This window comes from Frigoribacterium sp. CG_9.8 (assembly GCF_015751965.1).
In the GTDB taxonomy this organism is placed as follows: Bacteria; Actinomycetota; Actinomycetes; order Actinomycetales; family Microbacteriaceae; genus Lacisediminihabitans.
Window position 1 is genome coordinate 316,437 of sequence record NZ_JADOVH010000001.1, and the last position, 17,002, is coordinate 333,438.

Below are 17,002 nucleotides of genomic sequence, written 5' to 3' on the forward strand. Positions count from 1 at the left end.
GGGGTATGCAGCTTCCCCTGAGCGCCGCAGTCGCCGCCCGGCTCGAGATTCTTGACGAGTGCGGCTCGACCAATACCGAGCTCGTGGCGCGGGCATCCGACGAAGATGGGGAGAACTGGCCCGACTTCTCGGTGCTCGTCACCGGCAGCCAGACCGACGGGCGTGGTCGCCTCGGTCGGGTCTGGGTTGCGCCTCCGGGCCAGACGCTCGCGATGTCGGTGTTGCTGCGTCCTCGCCTTCCAGCCGGAGAGCCCGTCGAGATCGACCGCTACGGCTGGTTTCCGCTTATCGCGGGCATTGCCATGACCGCTGCGGTCGCGCCGCTCGTTCCGCTGCACTCCGTGCGGCTCAAGTGGCCGAATGACGTGCAAATCGATGGCCTCAAGGTGTCAGGTCTGCTCGCGGAGCTCCTGCCGGGTGGCCACGCCGTGGTGCTGGGTGCCGGACTCAACCTCACGATCGCCGAAGCGGATCTGCCGACACCGACCGCGACATCCATCGCGCTCAACGACCCGATCCTTCTCGGTGCCGAGCTTGCCGACCGCGCGCTCGCCGGCTACCTCACCGAGCTCGGCCGGCTCTACTCGGAGTTTTTGCGATTCGGCGCCGATCCGGAGTCGAGCGGGGTCGCGGGCCGGCTTCGTGACCTGTGCAGCACTATTGGCAGCCAAGTGCGCGTGCAGCTGCCGGGCGGAGGCGAACTGGTCGGCACCGCCATCGGTATCGATGACAGTGGGCGACTCGCGGTGAGAAAGTCGTCGGATGGTCGGGTGGTGGCTGTCGCCGCCGGAGACGTGACCCATCTGCGGTATGAATAGGTCATGAGCGACTCACAGGACGCCGAGCGGGTGGTGGCACGGCTGAGACCGCACGGCCGCGCGCTGTTCTGGCCGAGCGTGCTGCTCATCACGGTCGCGGCGGCGGTCGGATACTTCCAGGGGAGCTTCGCCGAGTCCTGGCAGAACATCGCGCTGCTGTCCGGTGCGGCACTTGCGGTCGTGCTGCTGTGGCTGCTGCCGCTCGTCGCGTGGCTCGGCAAGCGCTATGTCATCACCACGCGCCGCATCATCCTGCGCACCGGGTTTTTCGTGCGGATCCGGCAGGAGCTCCTGCACAGTCGTGGCTACGACGTGACGGTGCGCCAGAACGCCCTGCAGAGCATGTTTCGCAGTGGCAACATCCTGATCAACACCGGGCTAGACCGGCCCGTGGTGTTGCGTGATGTACCGGGCGCCGACCTCGTACAGGCTGCTCTCCATGACCTCATGGAAAAGAGCCTCAACCCGATCGCGGCCCGACGTCAGGCCGAGGCTTCGCGCACGTCGTCTCCCCGTGACCAGGACGAGACGACCGCCTGGGGCCAGCGCTAGTCCTCTCATCCGCCGCGTGTCACCTTCGCATGTTCGGAGCCGTTGGGACGGTGTGAAGTTGACACCTGAGCGGGTCTTTGCCCGTCGGAAGACGCTCGGGTGGTCAGACCGTCGGCGCGGTGGTGTCCGTAGACCCAGAAGCGGTAGAGGAGGAACCGGAAGGATGTGCCGAGCACGAGTCCGACGACGTTCGATGAGATGTTGTCGGCGAGCAGCGAAGTAAAGCCGAGCAGGTAGTGCGACACCCAGAGGCAGGCTAGCCCGATGAGGATTCCGCCCACAGAGACCGTGCTGAATTCGGCCAGCTCGAGAAGATAGTTTTTACGGCGGTGCTCCCGAAACGTCCAGTACCGGTTACCGAACCAGGTCGCGATGGTCGCAACGCCAGCGGAAATGATCTTCGCCCCGATCGGCCCCTGAAAGAAGTGGTCATCGCCGAAGACACCGACTCGCAGCAGGTTGAACAGCCCAACGTCGACCACATAACCGGCCAAGCCGACTATGCCGAACTTGAGCACGTAACGCAGCAATTTTTCATAGAGCAGCCGGGCAAAAGTGTCGAGGCGGGTGAACACGGCACGCCCTTTCACTGTCTGACGGCGGATTGGAAAAGCATAACCGGGCGCTTCGATCCGGATCCGAAAGTAGGCTGGCAGCATGACTCTCCGAGTAGGCGTGATTGGCGGCGGACAGCTCGCGCGCATGATGATTCCCGCAGCGGTTAACCTCGGTATCGAGCTGAGCGTATTCGCGGAAACGGCGGGTGAATCCGCGTCGCTGGCGGTCACCACCCTGGGAGACTTTCGGGATGTCGCCGAGGTGCTGGCCTTCGCCGGAACGGTGGATGTTGTCACCTTCGACCATGAGCACGTGCCCCAGGAGGTGCTCCTCGCCCTTGTCGACAGCGGTATCGCCGTTCGTCCCGGACCCGATGCCCTGCTCTATGCCCAGGACAAGCTCCTCATGCGCCAGCGACTCTCGGAGCTCGGACTGCCTGTTCCCGACTGGGCGCGAGTCGAAACCGAAGCGCAGCTCGCCGACTTTCTCGCCGACCATCGTGGGCGCGCGGTTGTGAAGATGGCCATCGGCGGATACGACGGTAAAGGTGTGCGTGTGGTGCGTGCCGCGGCCGAAGCATCCGACTGGCTGGAGCTCGGGCACCCGCTTCTCGTCGAAGAGTTGGTGGAATTTCGGCGTGAACTCGCCCAGTCTGTCGCCCGCCGCCCATCCGGAGAGGTGATCTGCTGGCCGGTGGTGGAAAGCATCCAGCGCGACGGTGTTTGTGCCGAAGTGATCGCCCCTGCACCCTCCTCCCGCGGTCGGCTTGCGGATGTCGCGGAGGAGATCGCCCGGTCCATTGCCGAGAACCTCGGGGTAACCGGCGTTCTGGCGGTCGAGCTCTTCGAGACCACTGACGAGCGACTGCTCATCAACGAACTCGCGATGCGCCCGCACAACACCGGTCACTGGACAATCGACGGCTCAACCACCAGCCAATTTGAGCAGCACCTGCGGGCAGTGCTCGACTTGCCCCTCGGAGCGACCGGATGCCGCGATCGCTGGTCGGTGATGGTGAACATCCTCGGCGGGCCCGAATCCGGTGGGCTCCACGATCGCTATGCGCACGCATTTTCTGATGCGCCATCGGTCAAGGTTCACAATTACGGCAAGTCGCCGCGGGCGGGGCGCAAGGTCGGTCATGTCACCGCCGGTGGCGACGATCTCGACGAGGTCGCCTTTCAGGCGCGTGCCGCTGCGGAGCATTTCCAGCCCTGACCTTTAGGCTGATCGCTATGTCTGAACCCCTGCCAGCCGTGCGGCCCATCGTCGCCGTCGTCATGGGATCGGATTCCGACTGGGCAGTCATGAATGCCGCCGCCGCCGTTCTCGCCGAGTTCGATGTACCCCACGAGGTCGAAGTGGTCTCGGCCCATCGAACCCCCGAGAAGATGATCGCCTTCGGGCGGGATGCCGCGGGCCGGGGCATCCGCGTGATCATTGCCGGTGCTGGCGGAGCCGCTCACCTGCCGGGAATGCTCGCTGCCGTCACCACACTCCCGGTTATCGGGGTGCCGGTAGCCCTGGCAACACTCGACGGGCTCGACTCGCTGCTGTCGATCGTGCAGATGCCTGCCGGAGTTCCGGTTGCCACGGTGTCGATCGGAGGCGCGCGCAACGCCGGGCTCCTCGCACTCCGAATGCTTGCGATCTCCGATCACGCGCTCGCCACCGCGCTCGCCGGGTTTGCGCACCAGCTCGAGCTGATCGTTGCCGACAAGAATGCTGCGCTGCAGGCCACTCTCGGTCAACCCAGGGCGCAGAACACCACGTCGAAGTCGCGCCTGTGAGCGTGATGGCCGCGAGCAGCCCGATCCGCACCCCGGATCTGCGCTCGAGAAGCACCATGACCAAGCGGGCGTGGTGGCTCGTAACCCTCAACCTGCTTATTCCCGGGTCCGCTCAGATTCTCGCCGGCAACCGGCGCCTCGGCCGGTTCGGGGTCGGTGCCACTTTTCTGCTGTGGGGCCTCGGCATCAGTGGACTCGTCGTCTGGTTCGCCGCACACACCGTGATCCTCGGTCTCGTGACCAATCCGATCGGGCTCACCGTGATCCAGGTGCTGCTCGCCGGGTACGCGGTGCTGTGGATCGTTCTCACCCTCGACACCCTGCGGCTGGCCCGGCTTGTGAGCGCCCTCCCCGCGGTGCGACCGGTGATTGCGGCGCTGTCGATTCTCGCCCTCGTGGCGACCGCAGGAAGCGCAGGCTACGGCGCGGTGAGTGCGGGAAGCGCCCGTTCGGCCGTGAGCGCCATTTTCGCCGGCACTGACATGGTGCCGCCGGCACACGGTCGGTACAACATCCTGCTGCTCGGTGGTGACGCCGGCCCGGACCGCACGGGCCTGCGCCCGGACAGCACCTCGGTCGCCAGTATCGACGCGACCACCGGTGCCACGACGATCATCGGCATCCCGCGCAATATGGAGCAGATCCAGTTCGCAAAGGGGTCACCTCTTTATGGGCCGTTCCCCAGCGGGTATGTCTGCGGTGACCAGTGCCTTATCGACTACCTGTACACCTATGGCGAAGAACACAAGTCGCTCTACCCGAAGGCTGCAGCATCCGGAAGCACGCCGGGTATCGAGGCGATGAAGGATGCAGCGGAGGGCGTCACCGGGCTCACCATCCAGTACTACACGCTCATCGACATGCAGGGCTTTGCGGACCTGGTCGACGCGCTCGGCGGGGTGACGATCGACGTTCCGGCGAAGCTCGCATACGGACCAGTGACGAGCACCAAGCCGATCGGCACATTCGAAGCGGGACCGCAAGTGATGAGCGGAACGCTTGCGCTCTGGTACGCGCGGTCCCGATTCATGGGCAATGACTACGAACGCATGTCTCGACAGCGTGATGTGCAAGCGGCCATGCTCAAACAATTTCAGCCGGCGACTGTGCTGACCAAATTCCAGGACATCGCGAAAGCCGGTGCCCAGGTCGTGAGAACCGATATTCCCACGGCGGCACTTCCCGGGTTTGTTGGTCTGGGGGAGAAAGCGCAAAACCAGGCGGTCAAACGACTAGAACTGGTACCGCCGATGTTCGACGGAAATCGCCCCGACTACGACAAGATCCATGCCGCCGTCATCGCGGCGACATCGTCGACCACGGGGACTCCCGCGCCTTAGAGGTCGGCGTGCAGCTGCCAGACTTTCTCAGCCGAGTCTTTCCAACTGAATGCGCTCGCTCGGTCCATGCCGGCGAATCGAAGACGTTCCCTGCGCGCATCATCGGACACGAGTCCGGAGATCGCCTGTGCAAGGCGCTCCGAGTAACCCTCTGTAGGAGAGAGCTTGACAGCCACTCCGGCACCAGCCGAGACTTCCAAGACGGCCGGGTCGTCGGAGTGGACAACCGGCGTGCCGAAGCTGAAAGCCTCGATGACCGGTAAGCCGAAGCCTTCAGCGAGACTCGGAAACACGAATACTGTTGCTCTGTCCAGGGCGACTGCGAGGTCCGCATTATTGAGGAAACCCATCGCGCGAACTCGGTCGGGCTCGAGTCCGGCTTCGACGGCAATCGCCGTCACATCGAGGTCGCCCCAGCCCTGGGGTCCCGCGATGAGCAATGGTAGCCCAGCATCGTCAGCGGAGCTGAGCGATCGGATGAGAGACTGCAGGCCCTTGCGTGGTTCGAGAGTACCGACGCTGAGAATATAACGTTCAGGGAGCTCAAGCCGCATCGCCCGCTTCGTTGCGTCAACAGGGATGGCGAATTTGGAACTAACGGCAGCGGAGATCACACGGACCCGATCTCCGAAATCGAAGATTTCAGCGAGTTGGGAGGCGACCGCGTGCGTGTCAACCACTATGGCATCGGCGTATTTCTGCGCCCGCTTCGCCATTGCCTTATGCCACGTGACGCCGTGTGGTGTGAGGGTCTCCGGGTGGGTCCAGGGGACCACGTCATGGATTGTGATGACCATCTGGTCACTCTGGTTGTTTATCCGGTCGTGTCGACGCAGCGGCGCAAGCAAGCTCGGCGCGTGAACCATGCCGGTGCCGGGAATCTTTGTGAACCCGTATTGCCAGGCTAGCGAAAGCTCACGGCGGGCAAGCGGGCTCTTCATCAGGTCGCTGAGGCCGGGCAACAACTCACGTACCTTCTCATAGTCCGGCTCGGGTGAGGCCGACACAACTCCGGTGACGTCGCAGCCTCGGGGTGCCGTCTCAATGAGGGCACGGGTGAGTTCCTCGGTGTACCTGCCGATCCCTCCGGGAGTGCGAGAGATCATCTGGTCAACGATCACGCGAAGGGTCGTCATTTCGCTCCAATAAAGTTATCGGGGTCTACCGAAATCCCCCCCCAGACTTTACCAGCGGCTCACTTGCCCCGCTGATGGGGGCCACTACCTAAACGGACATATCAATCTGCAGTGCGCCCGCGGAGTGCGCGGCGGATAGCGCGGCGCGCCAGTTGCGCATCGGAGAGATCCCCGCGCGAGCCCAGGCGTCGTGGCCAAGCACCGAGTAGTCGGGGCGCGGAGCCGGGCGTACATAATCTGCGCTGGTAGTGGTAGTAACCCGCTGGGGGTCCAGTCCGTTCACCCGGAAAATCTCGGTCGCGAAGTCGAACCAGCTCGCCTCTCCCGAGTTCGTCGCGTGGTAGACGCCGGGCGCGGCATCCGCATCGAGGAGCTCGACAATCTGGCGCGCAAGATCCCCCGTCCAGGTCGGCTGGCCGAGCTGATCGTTCACGACGCTTACCGTGTCGTGGCTCGCCGCGAGCCTCAGCATCGTCTTCGCAAAGTTCGGCCCTCCGGCACCGTAGAGCCACGCGGTGCGCACGATGTAGGTGCCGTCGGGATTCGCTGCGAGCGCGAGCCGTTCGCCCTCAGCCTTGGTACGGCCGTACGCCGAAATCGGATTGCGGGGTGTCGACTCCTCATACGGCGAGGTTGCCGAGCCGTCGAAAACATAGTCGGTGGACACCTGTACGAGCTTCGCCCCGACCTCGGATGCCGCAATCGCGAGGTTGTGCGCGCCCGTTGCATTCACGGCGAAGGCCTCCTCCTCGTGGCTTTCCGCGTCATCCACCCTCGTATATGCGGAGGCGTTAATCACGACATCGTGCCCGACAACCGCAGCGCGAACGGTGTCGAGGTCGGTCACATCGAGGCCGACACGGTTCAGCGCGGTCACGTCGCGCCCGGCGAAAGCCTTCTGGAGGTCCTGGCCGAGCATCCCAGCCGCTCCCGTAATGAGGTATCTGGTCATGGCTTCTTTCGGTTCAGACGTGGATGACGACGGGGCCGCCGAGGTCCACCAGCGGATCGAAGTTCTGATCCTGAGTCACGACCGGCAAATCATTCGCCAGGGCGATCGAGGCGGTCCAGAGATCGTTGGTATTCACGCGGCGACCCGCCTGGGCTAGTCGATAGTGAAGGCGCGCCCATTCCTCAGCGGCCGTGTCGCCTGCAACCAAAGCGTCGGTTGACGAATAGGCGTCAAGAGAGCGGCGGCGCCTCGATAGTGTCTCGGTATCCGATGCCGCGAGCACTCCGGCCCGCAATTCTGCGAGCGTGATGACGCTGATGAATTGCCGTTCGGGAAGGAGTGCTTCGTCAAGGGGTCGAAGCATTTCCATCGCAACGATGACGCTGGTGTCAAGAAGACCTTCGACCGTAGTCACAGAATCGGGCCGAGGTCGTCGGTGGTGTCTCCCGTGAAGGCGGCGATATCGCGCGCGAGCGTCACGTCGGACGTCTTGGGCCGCAGGGCAAGGAATTCAGCCTTAGTCAGATGGCTCTTCCTTGCGGGAGGGAAGGCCGCGAGCTTTGCGGTAGGAATTCCGTTGACCTTCATCACAATCTCTTCCCTGCTCTGCACGCGCGCAAGCACGCCGGCAGTGTGGTTTCAAAGTTCCTGGACGGGTATGTGCGTCCAATTTCCAGCGCTGCACTCCGTAGCACCACGGCTACAGTGCCGCCCGCTCCTTCAGCGGTTCCCACCAGGCCCGGTTGTCGCGATACCACTGCACGACATCCGCGAGTCCCTGCGCGAACGGCACTTGAGGCTCGTAGCCCAGCTCGGCCTGGATCTTGCCGATATCGACGCTGTAGCGCAGGTCGTGACCGAGGCGGTCGGTGACCCGGTCCACAAACGACCAGTCCGTGCCGGTGGCATCCAGCAGTAGTTGGGTGAGCTCGGTGTTGGTGAGCTCGGTGCCGCCGCCGATGTTGTAGATCTCGCCCGCTCGCCCACCGACGAGCACCATCGCGATGCCGCGGCAGTGGTCATCCACGTGCAGCCAGTCGCGGATGTTGTTGCCCTCGCCGTAGAGCGGCACGTGCCTGTCGTCGATCAGGTTCGTGACGAAGAGCGGGATGACTTTTTCTGGAAAATGGTACGGACCGTAGTTGTTTGAGCAGCGCGTGATCGACAGGTTGAGGCCGTGAGTGCGAAAGTAGCTGCGCGCGAGCAGGTCGCTGCCGGCTTTTGATGCGGAGTACGGGGAGTTCGGCTCGAGAGGACGTTGCTCGTCCCAGGATCCTTCGGCGATCGATCCGTAGACCTCGTCGGTGGAGACGTGCACGAATCGCTTGAGGTCGGCGCGCAGGGCGGCATCGAGCAGCCGCTGGGTGCCAAGCACATTGGTCTCCACGAAGATGCCGGAGTCGCGAACCGAGCGGTCGACGTGCGATTCGGCGGCAAAGTGCACGACGGCATCCACGGTCGGCAGAAGCGTGTCGAGCAGACCCGAATCGCGGATGTCTCCGTGCACGAACTCATAGCGGGGAGAGTCGGTGATGGGCGCGAGATTCTCGAGGTTGCCGGAGTAGGTGAGGGAGTCAAGTACGACCACCTCGGCACCTTCTAGGCCAGCGTACGTGTCTTGCAGGGTGCGGCGAACAAAGTTCGAGCCGATGAAACCGGCTCCGCCGGTGACGAGGATTTTCACGGTGTGGTGTCCTTTCAGATTGTCAACGATACGGGCTCGTACAAGGACACTCGCTTCATCGCGCACCGACGATCAGCGGCCACGGCAGATGTCTACTGCCTTGCGCAGGACACTGGTGACTCGCCACGAGCGTGAGGCATGGAGGTCCGTGATCGCATGGTTGGCGGCAGCAAGCAAGTCGCGCACTTCGTCAAGAGTGGCATTTGCGGACTCGAGGTCTTCGAGGAGACGCAGTTGTTCGATGGTCACGAAGTCATCGAAGACGCAAACCGGGTAGGACAACGGTCCGGCAAGCTCGTCCATTTTCTCCGCCGACACGTAGAACCGCGAGAGTCCATCGAACAGGCATAGTTGGTAACCTGCGCCTAAAACGAGCTGCTCCCACTCGGCATGTGTCGCGATCGGCGACCCCGGAGCTGTCGCCTCGATGATGAGTATCCACGGTCGTACCTTTGTCAGGTCTATTGACTGAAGAACTTGAAGCTCCGCCCCCTCGGTATCAATCATGAGAAAGTGAATTTCGGCTCCGCCCAGCCCGTTCATCGCGATGACCTCATCAAGCCTTATCGTCGGCACGACGACGTCGACGACCGTCATGCCTTGGCTCGCGTGGTCTACGCTGACAGCATCCACGAGGGTCGAAAGTCCGGTGCCCTCGATGAGGTGGAAAATGATGTTTGGCTCCGTCGAACTTGTCACTGCGGCTTCGATCGTGTGATCGCGAGGGCGTTCCGCGCGATAGAGCGCCGCGTAGTACGGATTCGGTTCGACGGCGATGCCCGACCATCCGCGGTCGTAGAAGCTGCGCGAGACCGAATCGATGCGTGGATGGTTGGCGCCGATCTCCACGTAGGTGCCAATCGGGAGCTTCCCGAGGACTCGATTGAGGACGACATCTTCGCCGTTCTGAGCAAAGGAAATAAACCGACCAGACTGTGCCAAAATTCTCCCTTATAAGGCGGAGGTTCGGGCTCGTTATTTTGCGTGCCGCCAGCCAAGACTCTATCCGCAGGTGACTTGCTAGACTTCAGCACGTGCAAATTCGTGAACTCGCAATCCCTGACGCGTGGGAGTTCACGCCGACCCAGTATCGCGATGATCGGGGGGTCTTCTTCGAATTCTATCGATTCGAAGACCTTGCCCTCGTCGCTGAACACCCATTAGGACTGAAGCAGGGAAACGTGTCGGTGTCGGCGAAGGGCGTTGTGCGGGGCATCCACTACGCCCTGGTCCCACCCGGTCAGGCGAAGTACGTGACGGCGCCCCGGGGAGCCTTCATCGACTACATCATCGACTTGCGCGTGGGATCCCCGACGTTCGGTTCGTGGGATTCGGTCATCATCGATGACGTGGACCGCAAGGCGGTCTACCTCAGCGAGGGGCTCGGGCACGCGATCGTCTCGCTGACCGATAACGCCACCGTGAGCTACCTCGTCTCGGAGGTCTTCAACCCCTCCCGTGAGTTGGGAATCGACGTCCTCGACGCCGAAATCGGGCTGGTATTTCCCCTGGAGGTTGGTGAACCGCTGCTGTCTGCGAAAGACACCGCGGCGCCCAGTCTCGCCGAGGCTCTGGCCTCCGGGCTTCTTCCGACCTGGCAAGAGAGTCGTGAGCACTACGCCTCCCTCGCCAATTACATCGATTAGGCAGGCATGCGCGGAATCATTCTCGCTGGCGGCTCCGGCACCAGGCTCTATCCGATCACCAAGGGCATCTCCAAGCAGTTGATGCCCATCTACGACAAGCCGATGGTGTATTATCCGCTCTCAACGCTGATGATGGCCGGGATCAACGAGGTTCTGGTGATCACCACCCCGGAGGACCAGCCCCAATTCCAGCGGCTTCTCGGCGATGGATCCGCGTTCGGCATCTCGATAGAGTATGCCTCCCAGCCGGCGCCGGAGGGCCTAGCGCAGGCCTTCATCATCGGAGCTGATTTCATCGGCGACCAGAGCGTCGCGCTGGTGCTGGGAGACAACATCTTCCACGGCGCGGGACTCGGCGCGTCGCTAAGCCAAAACGTCGACGTCGTGGGAGCGCTGATCTTCGCCTATCACGTCCGGAATCCGCGGGCCTATGGCGTCGTTGAATTTGACAGAAGCATGAGGGCCATCTCCATCGAGGAGAAGCCGGAGAATCCGAAGAGTAACTTTGCCGTCCCCGGCCTGTACTTCTATGACAATGACGTCGTGGCGATCGCGAAGGAGGTCAAGCCGAGTGCGCGGGGCGAGATCGAGATCACCGCGATTAATGATTACTACCTGAAGAACGGGTCGCTGGGCGTCCAGATCCTCGAACGTGGCACGGCGTGGCTCGACACGGGCACGTTCGAGTCGATGATGCAGGCAAGCGAGTACGTCCGAGTAATCGAGGACCGCCAAGGTCACAAGATCGGCTGCATCGAAGAGATCTCGTGGCGCGCGGGCTGGATCTCGGACGATCAACTCGACGCCCTTGCGCAGCCCCTCCTGAAGAGCGGCTACGGCAAGTACCTGTCGGACCTGCTTGGCCGCAACCGCTAGCGCGCCCCGGGGCCCGCCTGGATTCCCGACAGGATGTCCAGAATCGTCGCGTAGATCCCAGCGGGCAGTGGGGTGAGATCCCGGTAGTCCAGTTCTGGCCAGACCACGGAGCGCAGGCGCAGGTCATGCGCCTGGAGGTTCGCGCTCGCTGACGAGCCGAGCATCACGTGCGGGTGCCCCTTGCTGAGGGTCCGGAAATAGCCCAACAGCGTGGCGATGGTGGTCCCTTCGCCCGATGCCAGAATCTTGGTCACCCCGACGGGGCTGTCTTTTTCGGTGACCGAGTCAAGCCGGTCGAGAGCGTCGCAGATGAGCTCCGCGCAGTCTTTGACGAAGATATAGTCGCGGATCGTGTCGAGGGACACGTAGATGGAAGCAGGGGTGGGCGACATCTGCGCTTTGGCGACGTGGGAAATGATGCCCTGCACCTTCTCGAGCTTCTGGCCGGGACCGTAGAGGTTGGCGATCCGCCCGACGAGGCAGGAGAGCGACTCGCGAGCCGCGAACGACTGAACGAGGGTCTCGGCGCGCAGCTTGAATTCACCGTAGGGAGATATGGGCACGGGCGCGGTCAGCTCCGAGAACGGAGGGTTCGCCGAGCCGCCGTAGACACCACCGGCGGACGAAGCATAGAAGATCGACCCTCGCCGAGCGGAGAGCGGAAGTTCGCTACGGATTGTCGCAAGGATCAATTCCAACTGCGCAAGTTCGCTGTCCAGCTGTTTTTGGGAACTTGATGTGATGGCAGCACCTGCAGCCCAAATAATTGCCCATGTACTATTGTTGCCAGACGACCCAGCAAGCAGGTCGCGAGTGGTGGACCGCACTGCGCCTAGAAGTGCTTCACTATCCGACCAGGGCATCGGACTAGCCGCGAGAAGTTTCCAGCCCAGTCGGTGCACTATGTGAGCAGATGTCGCCCGCCCGAGGAGCCCGCGGCCACCGATCACCCAAGCTGTCGTCGTCACTGCGAGACGGAACGTGTCCGACCGAGTGGTCCGGCGCCGGGATCGCTCGTGATCATGTAGGGAGGTTTGCCCATCGCCATGTTGACACTGACACCGATATATTCGGCGATGATGCCGAGAGAGAACAGAATCGCACCCACCCCGAGGAGCACGATCACAATAGTTGAGGCCCATCCTTCGGTGACCACCGCTCCGGTTAATCGGGAGATGAGAATGAAGATCGCGACCACGATGCCAATGGCGGCGAAGAACACGCCGAGTACACTTACGAGACGAAGCGCACGGGTTCCGCTGGAAAGAATCATCCTCCAGAAGTGAGAAATCAACCGCCGTGTTGAGTATCCCGAGTCGCGGTCACCCTCTTCACGAAGTCGAACGGGCGCAGTGGTTGCTCGGCCTGCAACCCAACCCAGCGCGACGTCGAGGTAGACCCCCGAGCCGCTGTAAGCCGCGACTCCGCGACCAATGCTGCCAAGGATGAGGCGGAAACTCTGATAATCGGGGGCGTTAGAACCGGCGAAGGCCTTGGTGAGAAACCACTTTGCTCCCTTTGATGCCGTGTTTCGGAATGCACCGTGGGGGGCCGGATTTACGGGTTTTGCGTAGACTACGGGACTTTGAGTTGACATCGCGGCGTCAAGGAGGGTGCCGATGTCATTTGGATCATGTTGTCCATCTTCATCAAGGGTGACGATCCAGTCCCCACCGGACGATGCCATGCCCGCGATAGTGGCGGCGTGCTGTCCGAAATTCTTGCTCAGCCAGACGGGGCGCACGAATTCGTACGAATCAGAGAGCGCCCGGATGATTCGAGCCGAATCGTCAGGGCCATTGTCATAAACCAGGAGAGCCTCGGATACCCGAAACGGGTGACCGTCGGGGGACTCCGTGAGCGTCGTCAGAGCCGCGACTTCGGCCAGAACAGCCGTGAGGGTCTTCTCGCCGCCGTACACCGGAATGACGACGGAGATGAGATGCGGCACACCGAACGATTTGCGATTATTGTCTGCCACAGGACTTGACGTTATCACGGAGACCTCAAGGTCATCGTATTCTGAGACAGGAACTCGGTCACGACCGGCTCCTCCACGACCAAGCTGTGGAGTTCCAACGCAATAGGTTTACTGGCAGTCGATCCCGTGAATGTAAAAGTGAGGCTGCTCACCCCGGGCATAACGACAATCGGAAGCGAGATCTTGGCCACCCCGTTGGTGAATGCCACATCGTATCTTGTCCCGTTCGGCAGGGTCACAGCGAGTTGACCGATACCGGCTGTCGCGTCGGTGGGCCGTACGATTCCGGAGAGGGTCCCATGCACCGGCTTTGTTGCCGCGCTGGTGAGCGAGATAGGAGAGATCGAAGCAGTAGTTTGTTCGGCGGACCGCTCTTGCGCGTCGCTCGTCGTGACGAATGTCGCCGTGCTGTCGACAATAACAGGGACGACGACTGACCTTTCCACGCGATGAAGCACGGCAGCGGAGTAGCGGGCAAGAAGGGCCGTGCATTTCGCGCGTAGATCGTAGAACACGAATCGCTTATTCTCGCTGACGATCGGGTCGCTATTGAGTGCACGGGTGAGCCCGCTTTCGAGCGATTCACTATCCGCCTTTTTGAGAGCGGATCGGTCGATATGAATTCCGGAGAACCCTGACGCCGCCGCGAGAGCTACAAGATCAGGCGGTGAATATTGTTCGATGACGCCCGGCCAGTCGGCGCGAGGTCGGCCCTTGATACCGCCGCCGGACCAACGAAGATCGGTGGTGTGCAGGAACGGCAGAAGCGCGTCGGAACTCTGCGTACCGGTTGCGCTCACCGTTTCAGGGAAGGGCTGGTAGGGCAGCTGCAAAATCTTGGCACCCGCTGGTAATTCTGTATCGACTCGAGCAAACCATTTTGCGTCCGCAGCGAACGCGGCGATCGTCGCTGGGTAGTCGCCTGATGGATTGACGGGTGTCTGATCGACATACCCGCCCGTGAGCACCGCGCCGGAAACGACGATTGCGATTGCCCCTGCAAAAACGGGTCTCTTGTTCGCCCTCTTCTGCAGCCACCGGATGGCAGCATCAAGCAGTATTCCTGATGCGGCGAGACTCAGCACCGCGATATAAATAGACATACGATTCCACCCGCGCAGACTCGATGTGAGGAATGAGATGATCGTGGACAGGCCGCCAATCGTCGAGAACAGAAACGCGACGAGAGTCAAAGCGGCCAATTGCGTCAGAACACCGAACCTCTCTGCGAACCACTCACTGCCGAGCCTGGGTAGGGCCGCAGTGGCCACCACGTAGCCCACTACAAGGAAAAGGGCGATCAGACCGATCGCGGCGACCGCTCCGAGCGCGGGGCTTTCGGATACAAGCGGGTACTTCTGGTCATAGAGGTTTCTGATGTGCCGAAGGAACGGCACCTTGTTACCGTTCCAGGGGAGCAACAACTGTGAGAGCTTGAGCGCGTAAACCTCGACGTCGACCCGGGAACGAACGAGCGACGCCGGGTTCTGGCCGTTGACCATCGCGTAGATTGTGGCCGGCAGCATATTGATGACAAGAGCGATCGCCGCAATCCCTCCCGCGATCGCAGCCCCCCAGAACCGTCGCCATTCTCCCGTGCGGATGAGGCGCACCACTCCAGCGAAGGCAATGAGGATAAGGAAGAAAACGGCGTAGTAGGTTTCTGCAGTCGCCGTGAGGAGCAGGATCACCATCGTTCCGGTTGCTCGGCCGGTGAGCCACCGCAACCGGGGGCTGCCCTTCTGCGGTTTCGTCCAGAGTGCCTCCCCTCGGATTGCCCTAATTACGATCCAGATCGACAGGGGAACAAGGTAGTACGACGCAAGGAACAGGTGGCTTTCTCCGCGAATGAAGTGATACGGGGCAAGCGCGAAAAGCGTGGCCATCACCAAAGAAACAATTGTTGAGATCCCCAGTCGGCGGAAAAGCCATAGGGCAGTGAGGGCAGCCGCAATGAACCCGAAAAAGTAATACAGGTTCATCGCTACAAAGAAGTTCCGAGTTATGAAGCCAAATACTCCCGCCGCCATGAAGTTGAGATTCTCTGCAGTCGGAAAATCACTATACGTCTGCCCGTACGGCGCGGAGAGCAATGGCTGATAGGTGAACCACCCCGTCTCCATCACCGTCTTAAAGTGATGGGCGGTCGCGAGCGCGTCACCCCAGTAAGTGAGCGGCACGGTGAGCTTCGCGTTCCACAGTTCGAGAGATGTGACAGTGAGTGTGCCGGTAATGGCGGCGCAAAGCAGGTACAACAGCCACTCTCGCTGCCACCACTGCCGATTGATCCAGTCTGTCACTTGTGGTTCTCGTTGAGGCTCATGCGGTGCTTGAGGACGATGTACGCGAGGCGACGCAAGATCGCCATCGCAGACGCGGCGAGATTTCCCCTCACGAGATCCGCTCTTGAGATAACACCGGGGTATTCATTAAATACCCAGTGGTGGAACGCCGCTGCTTGGGTGCTCTGCGACTTGGCCAGCCGGACGCTCCACTGTGACTCGCTTATGCGAAACCCTGCGAGGGAGCGGGGCACTGCGATGAAGTCCCCCTCAAAAAGCACGCGGGAGTACGTCGTCTCATCGATCAGGTAAGGAAAAGTCGAATCCCACCACCCAACTTTTTCCAGGGTCTTTCGCCTCATCATCACGCAGCCCGGCTCGCCGAAGATGTTAGTTCCGGAGACGATAGTTTGCCGAACTGCTGCGCGCCCGTCGATCGGTCCGCTGAGTCCGGCAAGGCCGCGGTTCCTCAAGACCAAGTCGTCATTGGCGTCGATGATGTCACGAGCAGAAGCGGTGAGCGTCGCCTTGGGGTGTGATGTCAGCGCTTCGTATTGCTCGGCGACGAGTTCCGGATAAATTAAATCGTCACCACAGACAAGTTTGATAAAGTCTCCGGTTGCAGCCTGGCTCACGCGGTTCCAATTCGCGAGGGCTCCTCCGCCGGCCTCCGTGGTGAGCAGGGTCACTCGGGGATCGACCGCATACCTCTGTAGCGTCTCCCAGGTGCTGTCAGTGGAGGCGTGGTCAGCGACGATGATCTCGAGATCGTGATGGGTTTGCGCCAAGATCGAATCCATCGTTCGCTCGATGTAGGCGGCATTGTTGAACGCGGGTACGACTATCGAAACCGTGGAATTCACGTGACTCTATCCTCGGAGACGGAGCCTCGTGGTTCGGGTCGTGAGGCCCGGCGGAATGAAAAGCGCGAATGCCCGAAGTAGCTGATGAGTGTTGTCACAAAAATGATCGACGCCTGTGCGAGAAGCGGAGGCAGTTGTCCGACTTCGACCAGCAGAGGGAGTAGCGCGAAATTTATGGAAATGGAGACCAGATAGACGAGTTCGAATCGACCGAGGTCTCGCCAGACATGCCCGCGCACGCGGAAAACCAAGCGGCGATAGAGCATGAAAGCGCACAACACGCTGAAGACGTGAGCGAATGCGAGGCTGGCGAGGTATCCCCAGTAGCGCCCGATCGTGAACTCGAAGAATACGAACCACCCGTAGCCGACAACGGTATTGACCACGCCGACCAGCACGAAGGCTATCCGCTGGTCACGCACAAGTCCCAAAAGAGGCCCCGGCTGGCCTTCCATGCCGGCGGGTGGCGCGGGGCTTTTTGTAGAGGGGGACATTTTACGATTGTATTCGGCAGCCATGATGTG

Annotated in this window: 19 protein-coding genes; 7 read left to right on the top strand and 12 right to left on the bottom strand. The window is 61.6% G+C overall.

All coding sequences use genetic code 11. The features are described from left to right. Positions 1-5: 5 nt before the first annotated feature. Positions 6-818, top strand: coding sequence for a biotin--[acetyl-CoA-carboxylase] ligase (locus tag IWX88_RS01710; RefSeq protein ID WP_196826670.1), 813 nt, complete (start codon positions 6-8; stop codon positions 816-818). Between the two features lie 3 nt (positions 819-821). Further along, the gene (locus tag IWX88_RS01715) at positions 822-1,370 is read left to right on the top strand and encodes a PH domain-containing protein (RefSeq protein WP_231368721.1); all 549 of its coding nucleotides are present in this window, start codon (positions 822-824) and stop codon (positions 1,368-1,370) included. Positions 1,371-1,375: 5 nt separating this feature from the next. On the opposite strand, the gene IWX88_RS01720 is transcribed toward IWX88_RS01715, so the two are convergent. Next, positions 1,376-1,945, bottom strand: coding sequence for a GtrA family protein (locus IWX88_RS01720; protein ID WP_370568127.1), 570 nt, complete (start codon positions 1,943-1,945; stop codon positions 1,376-1,378). Positions 1,946-2,027: 82 nt separating this feature from the next. On the opposite strand from IWX88_RS01720, the gene IWX88_RS01725 reads away from it, so the two are divergent. Genes IWX88_RS01725 through IWX88_RS01735 form a run of 3 tightly spaced genes read left to right on the top strand, consistent with a single transcriptional unit; the run spans position 2,028 to position 5,058 of the window. Continuing rightward, positions 2,028-3,146 carry a 5-(carboxyamino)imidazole ribonucleotide synthase gene (locus tag IWX88_RS01725; RefSeq protein WP_196826672.1) on the top strand — a complete coding sequence of 373 codons (1,119 nt, stop codon included), beginning with the start codon at positions 2,028-2,030 and terminating at the stop codon, positions 3,144-3,146. Positions 3,147-3,163: 17 nt separating this feature from the next. Continuing rightward, positions 3,164-3,718 carry a 5-(carboxyamino)imidazole ribonucleotide mutase gene (purE, locus tag IWX88_RS01730; protein WP_196826673.1) on the top strand — a complete coding sequence of 185 codons (555 nt, stop codon included), beginning with the start codon at positions 3,164-3,166 and terminating at the stop codon, positions 3,716-3,718. Between the two features lie 5 nt (positions 3,719-3,723). Further along, the gene (locus IWX88_RS01735; protein ID WP_196826674.1) at positions 3,724-5,058 is read left to right on the top strand and encodes an LCP family protein; all 1,335 of its coding nucleotides are present in this window, start codon (positions 3,724-3,726) and stop codon (positions 5,056-5,058) included. On the opposite strand, the gene IWX88_RS01740 is transcribed toward IWX88_RS01735, so the two are convergent. The 6 genes from IWX88_RS01740 to IWX88_RS01765 form a co-directional block, all read right to left on the bottom strand. Further along, the gene (locus tag IWX88_RS01740; RefSeq protein WP_196826675.1) at positions 5,055-6,194 is read right to left on the bottom strand and encodes a glycosyltransferase family 1 protein; all 1,140 of its coding nucleotides are present in this window, start codon (positions 6,192-6,194) and stop codon (positions 5,055-5,057) included. The two genes, IWX88_RS01735 and IWX88_RS01740, sit on opposite strands and share 4 nt — an antisense overlap. An 88-nt stretch (positions 6,195-6,282) precedes the next feature. Beyond that, a complete protein-coding gene (rfbD, locus tag IWX88_RS01745; protein WP_196826676.1) occupies positions 6,283-7,146 on the bottom strand; it encodes a dTDP-4-dehydrorhamnose reductase in 864 nt (287 codons plus the stop codon). Positions 7,147-7,159: 13 nt separating this feature from the next. Further along, complete coding sequence (locus tag IWX88_RS01750) at positions 7,160-7,561, bottom strand: PIN domain-containing protein (protein WP_370568128.1); 402 nt, start codon at positions 7,559-7,561, stop codon at positions 7,160-7,162. Next, a complete protein-coding gene (locus IWX88_RS01755) occupies positions 7,558-7,770 on the bottom strand; it encodes a hypothetical protein (protein ID WP_231368722.1) in 213 nt (70 codons plus the stop codon). The genes IWX88_RS01750 and IWX88_RS01755 overlap by 4 nt, the downstream gene beginning before the upstream one ends. 76 nt (positions 7,771-7,846) lie before the next feature. Beyond that, complete coding sequence (rfbB, locus tag IWX88_RS01760; protein WP_196826678.1) at positions 7,847-8,830, bottom strand: dTDP-glucose 4,6-dehydratase; 984 nt, start codon at positions 8,828-8,830, stop codon at positions 7,847-7,849. Positions 8,831-8,902: 72 nt separating this feature from the next. Beyond that, complete coding sequence (locus IWX88_RS01765) at positions 8,903-9,772, bottom strand: FkbM family methyltransferase (protein WP_196826679.1); 870 nt, start codon at positions 9,770-9,772, stop codon at positions 8,903-8,905. Between the two features lie 92 nt (positions 9,773-9,864). On the opposite strand from IWX88_RS01765, the gene IWX88_RS01770 reads away from it, so the two are divergent. Beyond that, positions 9,865-10,476 (top strand): dTDP-4-dehydrorhamnose 3,5-epimerase, encoded by a 612-nt coding sequence (locus IWX88_RS01770; RefSeq protein WP_196826680.1) that lies wholly within the window; start codon positions 9,865-9,867, stop codon positions 10,474-10,476. Between the two features lie 6 nt (positions 10,477-10,482). Then, a complete protein-coding gene (rfbA, locus tag IWX88_RS01775; RefSeq protein WP_196826681.1) occupies positions 10,483-11,352 on the top strand; it encodes a glucose-1-phosphate thymidylyltransferase RfbA in 870 nt (289 codons plus the stop codon). On the opposite strand, the gene IWX88_RS01780 is transcribed toward rfbA, so the two are convergent. The 5 genes from IWX88_RS01780 to IWX88_RS01800 are packed head-to-tail and all read right to left on the bottom strand — an operon-like array spanning position 11,349 to position 16,972. Next, positions 11,349-12,320, bottom strand: coding sequence for an NAD-dependent epimerase/dehydratase family protein (locus IWX88_RS01780; protein WP_196826682.1), 972 nt, complete (start codon positions 12,318-12,320; stop codon positions 11,349-11,351). The two genes, rfbA and IWX88_RS01780, sit on opposite strands and share 4 nt — an antisense overlap. Further along, positions 12,317-13,333 (bottom strand): glycosyltransferase, encoded by a 1,017-nt coding sequence (locus IWX88_RS14150; RefSeq protein ID WP_196826683.1) that lies wholly within the window; start codon positions 13,331-13,333, stop codon positions 12,317-12,319. The genes IWX88_RS01780 and IWX88_RS14150 overlap by 4 nt, the downstream gene beginning before the upstream one ends. Before the next feature lie 14 nt (positions 13,334-13,347). Further along, positions 13,348-15,633, bottom strand: coding sequence for a hypothetical protein (locus IWX88_RS01790; RefSeq protein WP_196826684.1), 2,286 nt, complete (start codon positions 15,631-15,633; stop codon positions 13,348-13,350). Further along, entirely contained in the window at positions 15,630-16,478 is an 849-nt protein-coding gene (locus tag IWX88_RS01795; protein ID WP_196826685.1) for a glycosyltransferase family A protein, read from the bottom strand. Before IWX88_RS01795 ends, IWX88_RS01790 begins: the two co-directional genes overlap by 4 nt. Continuing rightward, positions 16,475-16,972: a GtrA family protein gene (locus IWX88_RS01800; RefSeq protein ID WP_231368723.1), complete on the bottom strand. Its 498-nt coding sequence runs from the start codon at positions 16,970-16,972 to the stop codon at positions 16,475-16,477. The genes IWX88_RS01795 and IWX88_RS01800 overlap by 4 nt, the downstream gene beginning before the upstream one ends. Positions 16,973-17,002: the final 30 nt, after the last annotated feature.